The organism is Vibrio sp. KUL70 (genome assembly GCF_059725515.1).
Genome location: NZ_AP045834.1, coordinates 1,775,669 through 1,789,480 on the forward strand (window position 1 = coordinate 1,775,669; position 13,812 = coordinate 1,789,480).

The window sequence follows — 13,812 nt, forward strand, 5'->3', positions numbered from 1 at the left end:
ACCGAGTTGTTACTCCGCGCGATTACCGATCTTCACTGTACCATTGGTTGCAAACCATAGTGCTTGTGAGCGACGACGTCCGAGTAAAATCGGGCCATCATCGTAGAACAAAAAGTTCTTCCAATGCTTCTTAAATACCGACCATTTAGTCTCAAGAACATTGTATTTTTCATAGCAAAAGTAAACAGTTACGTCATCTTGCCAGTCAATGAAGTCTAAGATCTCTTGTGGCATATCGGGTTCGTCAGCTTCCCAGTTTTCCATCCAACTGATCTCTTGCTCCCAGTTAGATGCTTTGCTTGGCCAGTCTTGCGAGCTCAATCTATCTGCATCTGGGCTCTGTGGGCTTACATTCTCTTTCCAGAACTGCGAAGCGCGCGCCTGTGTCATAGGTTTGATCTTTTCTAAGTCTTCAGCAGGCAATGGCATTGACTGATGAGTGAAAATCCATTTTCTTTGGTATTCGTCCAAAGTTGTATATGACATCAAATTTCCTTAACTTTTAAAAAGCCTTGTTCAATCGGCTTGATATTTTTCCTACCGAGCTTAAACGCTCAGTAAATGCTAATTCTAGATCATCGCGATCATTTCTCTTCCCAATTTGGGTTGATCAATGAAGTGAGGACATGATCTCGCCACTGGCCGTCGATCAAAAGGTAATCTTTAGCAAACCCTTCTTTCTCGAAGCCTAAATGCTGTAATACCGCCGCACTTCTTTCATTATGTGGGATATACCCTGCCATGATGCGATGCATCTTCTGCACTTCAAACATGTAATCCAACGCCATACGAAGCGCTTTGCGCATGTAACCATTGCCCTGCGCATCTTTCGCTAGGGAATAACCCAAGTTACACGCATGAAATGGGAATCGAGATAGGTTACTGAACGACACAGTACCTAACATCTCGTTGGTCTCTGCGTTGATAATCAAGCAGTAATAAGCCAGCCCCATTTTGTGCAGTTCATTGAGCTTGATTAAACGCTGGGCCCAACCAGTACGTTCGAAAAACGCCTCTTCACGAGTCGGCTCCCAAGGCTTTAAGTGCTCACGGTTGGCTTGAAAATAACCACTGATCAAAGACGCATCGTCTATTTCTGCAGTACGCACAATCAGGTTACCTGAACGTTTATATAGACGCTCAGGAGTGCTCTTATCTTCCATCAAACGTCCCTAATTCTTGCGGATACCATAGTCTCGAAGCTTATTGGCAATCGAGGTATGAGACACATTCAATCGCTTAGCGAGTTTGCGGCTCGATGGGAAAGACTGATAAAGCTTCTCTAAGATTTGCGATTCGTAGTCTTTCATTATCTCATCCAGTGAACCGTCGAGGCTAAGGTTAGCCATACCAGAGTTCATGGTTTCTAACTGCGGCAAATGGAACTGTTCAATCGCCAAAGTATCACCTTCCAGCTCTGTCAGCGCACGTAGAACCATATTATCAAGCTGGCGGATATTACCCGGCCACTGGTAATTACCAAGCTGCTCAACCAGTTCTGCAGTGAGCTTGGGCTTTAGCATACCGAGTTGCTGTGCGTACTTCGCCACAAAAAGCTCAAGTAGCGGCGCAACGTCATTCGAGCGCTCTCTCAGTGCTGGAATCGACAGTGTCAGTACATTTAAGCGGTAGAACAGGTCTTCACGGAAGGAGCCGGAATCTGCCAGTTCAGAGAGCTTGTGGCGAGTTGAAGCGATAATGCGCACATCTGCATGCATCTCTTCTTCTTCACCAACACGTCTAAAGCTGCCATCTTGTAGGAAGCGCAGTAGCTTAATCTGCAGGTGTGGGCTCATCTCACCGATTTCATCGAGGAAAACCGTACCACCGTTCGCTTGCTCAAAAATACCTTTATGGCCCTGCTCATGGTTAAACGAACCTGGAGCGTGGCCGAACAGTTCCGTTTCTGCAACATCATCTGGCATTGAGGCACAGCTCAAGACAAGGAAAGGCGATGAAGAGCGATGAGAGCGGTTATGACACGCTTTCGCTAGCATTTCTTTACCTGTGCCCGTATCACCTTCAATAAGCAGCGGTTGGTCGAGCATCGCCAGTTTCTTAGCTTGGCTGATCAGCGCCTTATGACGGTTAGAGACACCGACAAAATGTTCAAAGCCTAAATTGTTTTGCTCTGATAGTGAATCTTGCTGCGCTTGATCTTGCTGACACGAACGAATGGTCATTACACCACTTGCCAGCACTGGCTCATTAACGTCGCCACCTAGATAAACAGGGAGTATCTCGATAGAGAAGTCTAAACCATCCAAAACCACAACCTGACGATGACGTTTTACGTCACCTTCAATCCAGCGACTGAAGTTGAAGTTAGGGACAAAAGTAGAGATAGGCTCACCCACGACCTCTTTCTCTGTCTTACCAAACAGATTAAGCGCGGCATGGTTAACCATGTCTACTGACCCTTTAAGGTCGATAGAGATAACCGGGTCAGGAAGGTTGGCAAGTAGTGCAATCAGCTCTGTGTTATGCCTTTCACTTGGCATAAACTGAATTTTTCGGACATCCTTTACACCAGAAATTCGACGAATTTCAGCCATAAGTTCACTAAAGGCATCAAAGTCTATATCTGGGCAATTCAGATAAATAATACCTTTAACATCAATCTCGATACCGCGTAGATCGATGCTTTTGGTTGCTAAAATATCAAGCAGCTCACGGGTTAAACCGAGTCTGTCTTCACACAATACTTCAAGACGCACAAGTGTTCCTATTCAAGGTGTCAGGATAAGTTGACAGTAGTGTGAATTAAGGCCTCTATTCAGTCAAGAAGAAGAGTAAACAGATGTTTACTCTTCTCTCAATAATTATTTAATTGCGATACGTTTCAGCTCGTGAACCACCGCTTTGCGCATATGTGATAGCTTCACTTTGCGATCTTGATGCCAAGGCATTGGTCGCAGCAGTGCCATCGCCTTTAAACCTAAACGGGCTGTCAGTATACCAACACCCAAGCCTTGACCCGCTCTCGCTGATACTTTGCCCGCCAAGTCCATCGAAACGAGATCCATGCTTGCATCGATTGCCAGCTCACTAGCACCCGCAGCCGCCATGTTCACCAATACCAGTTTGAACAATTTCAAACGCGACCAGTAACCTAGCTCGATACCATAAACATCAGCCAGTTTGTCGATCATGGTGAAATTACGCCAAGCCACCAGCAACATATCTGCGGCGGCCAATGGGCTTACAGCGACAAGGGCTGCAGATTCTGTTGAGTATCGTGTAACAAGATTGGTAGCAATCTTATCTTGTTGCGACACGACAATCGCATCGTACATATCTAGCACTTCGGCATCGCTGTGCGCTGGGTTAATGCTGTTCTTCCATTTATCAAACGCTGGCGACTCAGCAATAATGCCGCCCTGCTTGGCGATATCTTCACAGAAGGCTTTGCCCTTGCCGACGCTATCGCTTTTCAGTAGCACTTCGCTTTGCTCTTGCACACTGAAGTGGTTTCTCAAAGAGCGCAATTTCCACAACTCTTTACCCATAGCACCAAGGCCAAGAGAAGCAATTATCGCCATAAAACCTGCCCAACCAAGTGATAACCAATCTGCCGTTTGGATAGCAGTAATAACACTATCGATGGCTTGCCAGCCTACTAAGCCAGCAAAAGCCGCTAGTAGACCTGAAGCCAGCCATTTACGTCCGCGACTTGGACGGATGACCTGCTCCAGCTGCTTCTCTGGTTCCCCCTGCTGTTCGCTGTCTTGTTCTACAGCAGCAGGAATGAACTTCTCTTGCTGTTGAAATACGGTCTGTGCATTCAGCTCTGGCGTATCTTGACGTTTTTCTTCATCAGCAAACTCACTATTCAGTGGTTGGTCGAAGACTTGTTTGGTTTTCAATTCACTCATTCTTTCACCCCCTACTTCAGTTTATCGCCAATAAGATATTCAAGTGCTTTGTCCATTCTCACATGCTGACAAGGTTCATCAGAATGCTGAGGCATAGGCCTGAAGCTAGTGAAATCGAAGCTATTCTGTCGCCAATAGTCTTTGTGCGGCAACTTCTTCGGCACTTCACCTGGATACATGGTTTGTGGTTGCCCATCCAATGTGGTGCCTTGCAGCGCTGGTTGGCTACTCGAACCTGAGGCGATGAAGCCTGCACTGGTTGCTTGAATCGACGCGATACTCATACAGCTCATTTCAATGTGTTCAAAGGCCGCTTGCTGCCAAGCTGGATGAACCATCTGCTGCAATAAAGACACGAGATTGGGATGCTGATCCGGTGTTACATGATCTGCTTTGGTTGCTGCAAATAGGATCTTGTCGATTTTCGGCGCAAACAGACGACGCAAAATATTGCTACGCCCATATTTAAAGCTCTTTAATAACTGCTCTAGTGCACCACGCATGTCCATGAAAGAGTCATGGCCAGCATTTAGAGGCTGTAAGCAGTCGACCAACACGATTTGGCGGTCAAACGTAGCGAAGTGATTCTTATAAAACGCCTTTACCACTTTCTGTTGGTACTCTTCATAGCGCGCTTTTAATACCGCGTAATTACTCTGTTTGCCATATTTTTCCGCTGGCTCAAGACATGGGAAGAACTGAAGCACAGGTGCACCTTCTAGTTCACCCGGCAGGACAAATCTCCCCGGTTGAACCCAATGCAAACCTTGCTCTTTACAACCGTGTAGATATTGAATGTATGTGTCCGCGATCTCAGCCAAGCGCTTTTCGTCCGCATCGACAAGTAGATCCAGTTCACTTGCTTGCTCTCTCCATACTTGTGCCAATTCAGCGCGCTGACCTTTCAGCGCGGCAAACTGAGACTGACTCCAAGTATCGAAATCCATATCCAGTAGCGGTAAGTCCAGTAGCCACTCTCCCGGATAGTCGATAATATCGAGATACAAGGTGCTATTTTTACTGAGCAGCTTCTTTGCGCCGCGCGCTGGCTTGTACTTGAGTGCCAAGCGAATCTCACTCACATCTCTCGTTGGCACTGGCCAAAATGGTGGCTCTGCATGCAGCGCATCCATCGCCTCATCATAAGAGAAGCGCGGAATCATCATGTTGTGCTGTGGGATGCGTTTTGCGCCAATTAAGCGTCCATCTCGCGCCGCAGTAAACAGGGGCAAGTTATTGTGGGTTGAGGTATGCAGCAGTTGGTTCACTAAGGAAGTGATAAAAGCAGTTTTACCCGCGCGCGATAAGCCAGTCACCGCCACTCTAATATGAGAATCCGTTCCTCGACTGATAAAGTCACTCACTTCTTGTGTTATTTTTTTCATTCGAACGACTCCGTTATACTTGGCTCGCATGCTTAACTGCCTACGAGCGCATTTCAAAAACAGGGGATAAGAAAGAGAAGTAAATGAATGCACCTGTCCTGTTTATGCGAAGTATTATCTAACATCATTTCTTAATGCTAGATGAATAAAAGCCCCTGATTATCATTATAATCAGGGGCTTTTGACAATTTATCTGTTTGCATTTTACGATTAATCGTCTTCTATCAACTTATAGATAACAAATAGTGCAATCTCTGCAATCAACCACAACGCACATGTAATTGTGACGTATTTATTATCGAAAATGCTAATCCCTTTCAAGATCAGATCATAACCAACAAAACCACCAATCACTACGGCTAAAATAATCTGGAGGATCTGAATAAAACGAGGCATCCGTTTCTCCTATACTCTTATATCAAACTATGTGTTTATCACTATATCATTGATAATAAGACAAAAGTGCAGGAGTTGCTGCACTTTTCTCTTTTTCGAGCAAAAAATCTAAATTTTATGCCCTGATCATTCACTGATTACTGTGCTGCTTCAGCGATTTTGACCTTCCAAGTATCTGGACCAATTTGGTGAGCGTTAGCGCCTGTTGAATCTACTGCAACCGTTACTGGCATATCTTCCACTTCAAATTCGTAAATCGCTTCCATGCCTAGGTCTTCAAACGCGACAACGCGCGCTTTCTTGATCGCTTTCGCTACAAGGTAAGCTGCACCGCCTACTGCCATCAGGTAAACCGCTTTGTGTTCTTTGATAGACTCAACCGTTGCAGGACCGCGCTCTGCTTTACCGATCATACCCATGATGCCTGTTTCGTTTAGCATCATATCAGTGAACTTATCCATACGTGTTGAAGTTGTTGGGCCAGCAGGACCTACCGCTTCATCACCTACTGCATCAACTGGACCTACGTAGTAGATAAACTTACCTTTGAAATCGACGCCTTCAGGTAGGCCTTCACCGTTCTCTAACATGCCTTGGATACGCTTATGTGCAGCATCACGGCCAGTAAGGATTTTGCCTGATAGAAGAACCGTTTCACCTGTCTTCCACTCTTGAACATCTTCTTTAGTGACTTCATCAAGGTTAACACGACGTGTATTCGCGCCCGCTTCCCAAGTGATGTCTGGCCACTCTTCTAGCTTAGGTGGTGTTAGCTCTGCTGGACCACTACCGTCTAGAGTGAAATGTACGTGACGCGTCGCTGCACAGTTAGGGATTAAACATACAGGCTTAGACGCCGCATGTGTTGGCGCAGTTTTGATTTTCACGTCAACAACGGTAGTGAGACCACCAAGACCTTGTGCACCAATACCTAGCTTATTTACGCGGTTGAAGATGTCTAGACGAAGCTCTTCTTCTGCGTTCTCAGGGCCTTTTTCGATAAGCTCTTGGATATCGATATGCTCCATTAAAGACTCTTTCGCCAGTACCGCCGCTTTTTCAGCCGTACCACCGATACCTATACCTAGCATGCCCGGTGGACACCAACCTGCACCCATAGTTGGTAGTGTCTTCTCTACCCATTCTGCAATGTCATCAGAAGGGTTAAGCATCACCATCTTAGTTTTGTTTTCGCTACCGCCGCCTTTCGCCGCGATTTGGATTTCAACCTTGTTGCCTGGAACCATATTAATGTGAACAACCGCTGGTGTGTTGTCTTTGGTATTAATACGCTTACCTGCTGGGTCCATTAGCACAGATGCACGCAGTGGGTTATCTGGGTTGTTGTAAGCTTGACGAACGCCTTCATCAACCATCTCTTGAACGGTTAGGTCTGTTTCCCATTTCACATCCATACCGATGTTGACGAAGCAGGTTACGATCCCGGTATCTTGACAGATTGGACGGTGGCCTTCTGCCGACATACGAGAGTTAATCAGAATCTGAGCGATCGCATCTTTTGCTGCTTGGCTCTCTTCTTTCTCATAGGCTTTTTCTAGGGCTTGGACAAAGTCTAAAGGGTGGTAATAAGAAATGTACTGAAGTGCGTCAGCGACACTGCTGATCACATCTTGCTTACGAATAACCGTCATTGCATGCCTCTTTATTGTTCTAGTTCCATGTTGGGCTCATGGCACTACGGGTGTTTAGCTTATTATAATGTTGAGCTTAATTTAGTTGCTTTGGCACTCGCTTATCTGAACCATCAAATAGCCAAGATAGTCGTCTGCTTCGCATTGCACTAAACCCCTTGTTTTGAACTGTGTGAACCAGGAGCCCATTTTAATTTCAATTTATGATACTCTTGCTTCCTCTCACACGCCATGCAGTGATCGAACTCTTTGTCACAAATTAAACAAATGAATAACAACGAACTCCAGTCTATCCAAATTAAGCCGCTCGAATATCAATCAAATTTAGCTAAACAGCTGTTTTCAGGTATAGAAACCCTACCGTGGGCAATGCTATTACGCTCAGCTTCAGAAAGCCATGTCGATAGTCGTTTTGATATTTTGGTTGCTCAACCAGTCGCCACTTTCGAGACCACGGGTCAAAGAACCACGATCAATGTTAATGAAAATCGTGTACTCCAAGAAGACCCTATAATTTCAGAAAGCGACCCGTTTGAGTTGCTTCATCAGTATCAACAGGAATTAATCCCAGATCTTAATTTTGAACATGACCTGCCATTCGTCGGTGGTGCTCTGGGGTATTTCAGCTACGATTTAGGCCGCCGTGTCGAGACCTTACCAGAGCTCGCCGAACACGATATCAAAGCGCCGGATATGGCCGTTGGACTGTATGATTGGGCAGTTATTGTTGACCATAAACTCAAAGCAGCGTGTGTGGTTGGTTTGAATGTTGAAGCTCGACTTGCATGGCTTCAGGAGCACAGTGCGGGATCGCAAGCTCCATTTAGCTTAATCGGTGAATGGCAATCGAATATGAGTCAGGAGAGCTACGCAAGCAAGTTCGATTCTGTTCAAGAGTACCTATTGTCCGGTGACTGCTATCAGATTAACTTGGCGCAGCGCTTCAAGGCTCAGTACCAAGGCTCAGAGTGGCAAGCGTATGAAAAGCTTGAGCAATATAACAGCGCCCCCTTCTCTGGCTTTATTCGCCTTGAAGATTGCTCTATTTTAAGTGTCTCTCCAGAACGCTTCCTTGAACTTAAAGACAACACAATTGAGACCAAGCCAATCAAAGGGACTCGCCCTCGCTCTGAAGAAGCTCAAATCGATGCTGAATATGCCAACGATTTAGCTCATGCAGAAAAGGACCAAGCTGAGAACCTGATGATCGTAGACCTACTGCGGAACGACATTGGTCGCGTGGCTAAGCCGGGTACAGTACACGTCCCGAAACTGTTTGATATCGAAAGTTTCCCTGCAGTTCATCACCTAGTGAGTACCATTCGTGCCGAGCTCGATGAACAATACCATGCAACGGATCTATTGAGAGCTTGTTTTCCAGGAGGCTCGATTACGGGTGCTCCGAAAGTAAGAGCGATGCAGATTATCGAAGAGCTTGAACCGCACAGGCGCTCTGCTTATTGCGGCAGTATCGGTTACATTAGCCGTCATGGTCGTATGGATACCAGCATCACCATTCGTACTCTAGTTGCAGAAGATCACACGTTATACGCTTGGGCAGGTGGTGGCGTTGTTGCAGACAGTGACTGTCAATCAGAATATCAAGAGACGCTAGATAAGCTGAGTAGAATCCTGCCAGTGCTTGCTCATAACTAGCCGAAAGCCTAGCGGAATGCTCTGTATGTACTTGATGTTCTATATGTACTAACAACATAAAAAATCAGAAGCTCGAGTTTCTGGTTTTTATGTAAGTCACGCTAGCAAAATGTGCAAGCTACTATTTGGGCGCACTTTTGCCATAACTATTGAGTAACAGAACTCATTCCCCACTTTTTAAGCATCTCTTTCAGATCGCTAGCTGTATAAGGCTTACTAAGGATGTCGTCCATCCCGCATTCGATGCAACGCTCACGTTCCTCTAAAGTTGTTCCCGCGGTCAAAGCCACAATCGATTTGGTGTAGCCTTGTTCGCGAAGCTTCTCGGTAGCCTCAAAACCATCCATTATTGGCATCCGGCAATCCATGAATACCACGTCGTACTCATTAACACTGGCTAACTCAAAGCCTTCTACACCGTTGTTCGCAATTGCCGGCTCTATCTCATGCTTACGCAGCATCTGTTGAATAATAATTTGATTCATCTTGATGTCATCGACCACCAGCACTTTCAATAGTGATAAACCCGTATCGGAAACGATATTCTCTTTGACCTTCTCTTCGTAATGAGAGGTGTCCACTACGATAAGAGGGAGCGCGATGGTAAAGGTTGTCCCTACCCCTTGCTCACTTTTTACAAAGATGTGACCGTTCATGAGGCTAACTAACTTGCGACATATGGCTAAACCTAAGCCAGTGCCTTCATAATTTCGACTGCTGGATCGGTCAGCTTGTGTGAATGGATCAAACAAGGTAGTCATAGCGCTTTCGGCAATACCTACCCCAGAGTCTTCCACTGCAAAAACGAATTGGCCGTCTTTCCAATTTACGTTGACTCGAACATAACCTTCTTCCGTAAACTTAATAGCGTTACCAATTAAGTTGACAAAAAGCTGAGTAATTCGCTCCAAATCGCCATTAAAGTAAGATGGAACCTGTTTACCTATTGAAATAGTAAAGTCTATCTGCTTTTCCGTTGCTCGGTTGACGAAAATACTTTCGATGGTGTTTTTCAGATCACGCAACGCAAATGTTTTCGGGATAAGCTCCAGCATACCTGCATTGATTTTGCTGTAGTCGAGCAGGTCGTTGATGATGGTTCTGAGAAATTCACCGGATTGACTGAGGTTGTTGACAATTTCACGTTGCGGTTCGGTCAGCTCTGTGTCGCTAATCAGTTCTGCGCTACCTAACAATCCATTGAGCGGTGTTCTAAGCTCGTGGTTAATCATTGCAACAAAATCACGTGTTGAGCGTTCGGACTCCTCAGCGCGTCGTCTTGACTCTATATTTCGATTAATGGCGAGTTGATGAGTGATAGCACTGCAAATGAGATCCGTCACCAACATCAGCTGACTCTGAATAAAGTCGCTATCTTGATCGACAAGGTTTACCTTTACTAGCAGCGAACCAATAATAACCTTCTCTACCTCTAACGGAATCAACAACACATCGCCTTGCCAAGTCAGCTCTTGTGTATCCAAATCGATCCCACCAAGTATTGCATCTCCATAATCATTGGTTTTGAGTTCAGGGAGCAGTTTGGGAGGCAGCACTAAACGGCTAGCTTCAATTAGGTAACTATTGGTGATATTGGTGGTTAACTCTTGGAGCATAACGTCGTCAAGATCGTTGCGCAAAAACGCGCGACCAAAGTTGATCAGCAAGTTATCTATTTGCTCTTGGAATTCAATCCGACGTAAGTTGGCGTTGGATCGCTTCTCTAACTGACGGAGCGCTAGCTCGAGCTGCTGGTTTGCCTCAAAGAGTTCTAGGCTTTTCTGCTCTAGTAACCTTTCCGCTTCCTTTCTCGCAGCAATCTGTCGTTTAAGCTTTCGCTCAATGGCCGACTCTGAACTCATACTGCTATTCTACTCTCAGGTTAAAACGTACAACGCTTTGGTCTTCATTCTGAGGGATCATCTCAATCGCGATAGATTCGTTATGATACTCTGCACACCCCTCTATCAAACCTAAGCATACGTGAGACATGCAGCGCGCGCTTTTATAATCAAACACCAGCTGCGCTTCGTCCGTAGTCAAAAATGTAAACTGAGGAGGCTCTGCATCTGGGTAGAGTTTCTTCACTTCGACGTGGATGTAGCGTTCAACATGCTGAATAAACTGAAAAGTGGTATTGCTGTGCGCAAGACTGGCTTTGTCAGGCAGTGAATCGAGTAGGTTTTTAAATACTGATTGACCAAATACTCGCTGCAGACTAGCGGCATCAATATCGGTCTTTTTACTAAGGTTGATGATGAGTTTCACTAAATCTTTGTGGTCATAGCTGCCGACTGAGGTGTAGATACCCTCGTCGTCAGACATTTCAAGTACCTCTTCAAGGAGGTCCAGACCAAACTTATCTTCAACAAGCTCTAAGAATTCGGTAAATATGATTCCTTTCATTGCATACCTTCATTTTTTGTTTTTAGAATTCCGACATCAAAGTAGAGTTCTAGATGTCCGGTTTGCATAGCAGTGTCTTTGCTAAGTACTTAACAGCCCAGTGAAAACTCAAAAATTGGGCGATCTTTTTTATCAATATAGCAAATATGCAACACTTCGCACCTCTTCTTCTTTAAAACTGTCGAGTTTTACCGATTGGTGTTGAGCTAGAAGTTATGTCTATACTTATTAGCATAATAATCAGTACATTGGCTCGATATGAATAAACAAAACTTTTTGCAACAGTTCCAACTCAACCCGATTGTCGGCTACCACCCCGAATCCATAGAGCGTGTGGCACAGTTTCGTGACGAAGATCTACGCCAAGCCGCTGTGGTTGTCGGATTAGTAGAACGCAATAATGAACTTAACGTAATTTTTACTAAACGCGCTGCACATCTGAAACATCACCCCGGCCAAGTGAGCTTTCCTGGTGGAAAATATGAACAAAGTGACTCTTCGTTGCAACACACTGCACTCAGAGAGCTTCAAGAAGAGATTGGAGTTGTTAAAGAACAGGTCAAAGTAATAGGTCAGCTTCCCGCTCTGAATACCATCAGTAAATTTTCAGTGACACCGGTCGTCGCACTGATTGACCCTGACTACACACCCAAAATCGATCCCAACGAGGTAGATTCGATTTTCGAAGTTCCTGCCGAATATGTGTTCGACCAAGCCAACTTACACAGTCATTTAGTGGATTTTAAAAAGATCAAGCATCGAGTGTTTGCGATGCCGTTTAAAGACCAGCTGATCTGGGGTGTAACAGCACAAATTGTACAATCTATGCAGCGACACGTAGTGAAACAAATTACATAAAATGGAGGGTTCAGTTATTTTTTGTTAACAAACGCTCAAAATTACATGGAACAGATTTATTAATACTTATTTTACGCAAACGGTTACTTTGTATAATTCTAGAACAGCCCACCCTCTACATAAGAAAAACTAATACCAAACATAAACAAAAATCATCTGTGGCACGCCAAATTCGTGATCATAAAATCGTTTTTCGCCTATCATATAACAAGCCGTTTCATTACATGATTTAGATCTATTTTTTGCCGAAGAAAATTCTGCAAAATTAGCCCCAACTTATTTCCTGTTCCCAAAAAATGAGTAATTTAACATGAATACAACAATTTCTTCGGCAAATGCCGTAAAGAATTCGAGCAAGTTTACTTATAAAGATTTTACTTGGTGTCTTTCGCTGTTCGGTACTGCAGTTGGTGCTGGTGTACTATTCCTTCCAATCAAAGCTGGTGCGGGTGGTTTTTGGCCATTAGTTATCTTAGCTCTAATCGCAGCACCAATGACTTGGTTTGCACACAAATCTCTAGCACGTTTTGTACTGTCTGCAAAAAATCCTGAAGCAGATATCACTGATACAGTAGAAGAACACTTTGGTAAGACTGGCGCGAACCTTATTACTTTCGCTTACTTTTTCGCTATCTACCCAATCGTTCTAATTTACGGTGTTGGTATCACAAACACTGTGGACTCTTTCCTTGTAAACCAAATGGGTATGGAATCTATTCCACGTCCTCTTCTTTCTGGTGCACTTATCCTAGCTATGACTGCTGGTGTTGTATTCGGCAAAGAACTCATGCTGAAAGCAACTTCAGCGATGGTTTACCCACTAGTATTCATCCTACTAGCACTGTCTTTCTACTTAGTTCCTGACTGGAACACATCTATGATGGACGTAAACCCAGAATGGTCTGCAATGCCTTCTATCATCTGGCTTGCAATTCCAATCATTGTGTTCTCTTTCAACCACAGCCCAATCATTTCTCAGTTCTCTAAAGAGCAACGTCGTGTACACGGTGAAAACGCAGTTAAGAAAACTGACGCTATCACTGGTGGCGCGGCAATGATGCTGATGGGTTTTGTCATGTTCTTCGTATTCTCTGTTGTACTTTCTCTATCTCCAGAGCAACTAGCAACAGCGCAAGCGCAAAACATCTCTGTACTTTCTTACCTAGCTAACGTTCACGAGTCTCCACTTATCTCTTACATGGGTCCTCTAGTGGCGTTTGCAGCAATCACTTCTAGCTACTTCGGTCACTTCCTAGGTGCACACGAAGGTCTTGTAGGTCTAATCAAATCTCGCTCTAACACTCAAGTAAGCAAGATTGAAAAAATCTCTCTAGCGTTCATCGTTGTAACGACTTGGATTGTTGCTGTGGTTAACCCAAGCATCTTAGGTATGATTGAAACAATGGGTGCTCCAATGATTGCAGCTATCCTGTTCCTAATGCCTGTATTTGCGATGAACAAAGTTCCAGCAATGGCGAAGTACAAAACTTCAGCACCTGTACAAATCTTTACAGCTTTATGTGGTCTAGCGGCTATTAGTTCTGTAATCTACGGCGCTCTTTAATCTCAGCATCGTTACACTAA

12 protein-coding genes are annotated in these 13,812 nt (G+C 44.7%); 3 read left to right on the top strand and 9 right to left on the bottom strand.

What is annotated here, in order from left to right:
- Positions 1-9: 9 nt before the first annotated feature.
- The 7 genes from AC6I7V_RS07680 to AC6I7V_RS07710 form a co-directional block, all read right to left on the bottom strand.
- Positions 10-486, bottom strand: a complete 477-nt coding sequence (locus AC6I7V_RS07680; protein WP_152468896.1) for a DUF2947 domain-containing protein — start codon at positions 484-486, stop codon at positions 10-12.
- Between the two features lie 98 nt (positions 487-584).
- Complete coding sequence (rimJ, locus tag AC6I7V_RS07685) at positions 585-1,163, bottom strand: ribosomal protein S5-alanine N-acetyltransferase (RefSeq protein WP_255230571.1); 579 nt, start codon at positions 1,161-1,163, stop codon at positions 585-587.
- A 9-nt stretch (positions 1,164-1,172) separates the two neighbouring features.
- A complete protein-coding gene (gene tyrR, locus AC6I7V_RS07690; RefSeq protein WP_261881684.1) occupies positions 1,173-2,717 on the bottom strand; it encodes a transcriptional regulator TyrR in 1,545 nt (514 codons plus the stop codon).
- A 105-nt stretch (positions 2,718-2,822) separates the two neighbouring features.
- The gene (locus tag AC6I7V_RS07695; RefSeq protein ID WP_498010602.1) at positions 2,823-3,875 is read right to left on the bottom strand and encodes a YcjF family protein; all 1,053 of its coding nucleotides are present in this window, start codon (positions 3,873-3,875) and stop codon (positions 2,823-2,825) included.
- An 11-nt stretch (positions 3,876-3,886) separates the two neighbouring features.
- Positions 3,887-5,260, bottom strand: coding sequence for a YcjX family GTP-binding protein (locus tag AC6I7V_RS07700; protein ID WP_498010603.1), 1,374 nt, complete (start codon positions 5,258-5,260; stop codon positions 3,887-3,889).
- Positions 5,261-5,470: 210 nt separating this feature from the next.
- On the bottom strand, positions 5,471-5,656 hold the full coding sequence (locus AC6I7V_RS07705; RefSeq protein ID WP_032548748.1) for a hypothetical protein: 186 nt from the start codon (positions 5,654-5,656) through the stop codon (positions 5,471-5,473).
- Positions 5,657-5,793: 137 nt separating this feature from the next.
- A complete protein-coding gene (locus AC6I7V_RS07710; RefSeq protein WP_255230567.1) occupies positions 5,794-7,308 on the bottom strand; it encodes a fumarate hydratase in 1,515 nt (504 codons plus the stop codon).
- A 267-nt stretch (positions 7,309-7,575) separates the two neighbouring features.
- On the opposite strand from AC6I7V_RS07710, the gene pabB reads away from it, so the two are divergent.
- Positions 7,576-8,964 carry an aminodeoxychorismate synthase component I gene (gene pabB / locus AC6I7V_RS07715; protein WP_498010604.1) on the top strand — a complete coding sequence of 463 codons (1,389 nt, stop codon included), beginning with the start codon at positions 7,576-7,578 and terminating at the stop codon, positions 8,962-8,964.
- Positions 8,965-9,110: 146 nt separating this feature from the next.
- Here the strand turns inward: pabB and AC6I7V_RS07720 are convergent, their stop codons facing one another.
- On the bottom strand, positions 9,111-10,826 hold the full coding sequence (locus AC6I7V_RS07720) for an ATP-binding protein (RefSeq protein WP_498010605.1): 1,716 nt from the start codon (positions 10,824-10,826) through the stop codon (positions 9,111-9,113).
- A 4-nt stretch (positions 10,827-10,830) separates the two neighbouring features.
- Positions 10,831-11,370, bottom strand: a complete 540-nt coding sequence (locus AC6I7V_RS07725; RefSeq protein WP_255230564.1) for a heme NO-binding domain-containing protein — start codon at positions 11,368-11,370, stop codon at positions 10,831-10,833.
- Positions 11,371-11,628: 258 nt separating this feature from the next.
- Here AC6I7V_RS07725 and AC6I7V_RS07730 point away from each other — a divergent pair, with 258 nt between their 5' ends.
- Together AC6I7V_RS07730 and AC6I7V_RS07735 are read left to right on the top strand one after the other, a co-directional pair.
- Positions 11,629-12,228: a CoA pyrophosphatase gene (locus AC6I7V_RS07730; protein ID WP_498010606.1), complete on the top strand. Its 600-nt coding sequence runs from the start codon at positions 11,629-11,631 to the stop codon at positions 12,226-12,228.
- Positions 12,229-12,538: 310 nt separating this feature from the next.
- Positions 12,539-13,792: an aromatic amino acid transport family protein gene (locus AC6I7V_RS07735; protein ID WP_261881691.1), complete on the top strand. Its 1,254-nt coding sequence runs from the start codon at positions 12,539-12,541 to the stop codon at positions 13,790-13,792.
- Positions 13,793-13,812 lie beyond the last annotated feature (20 nt).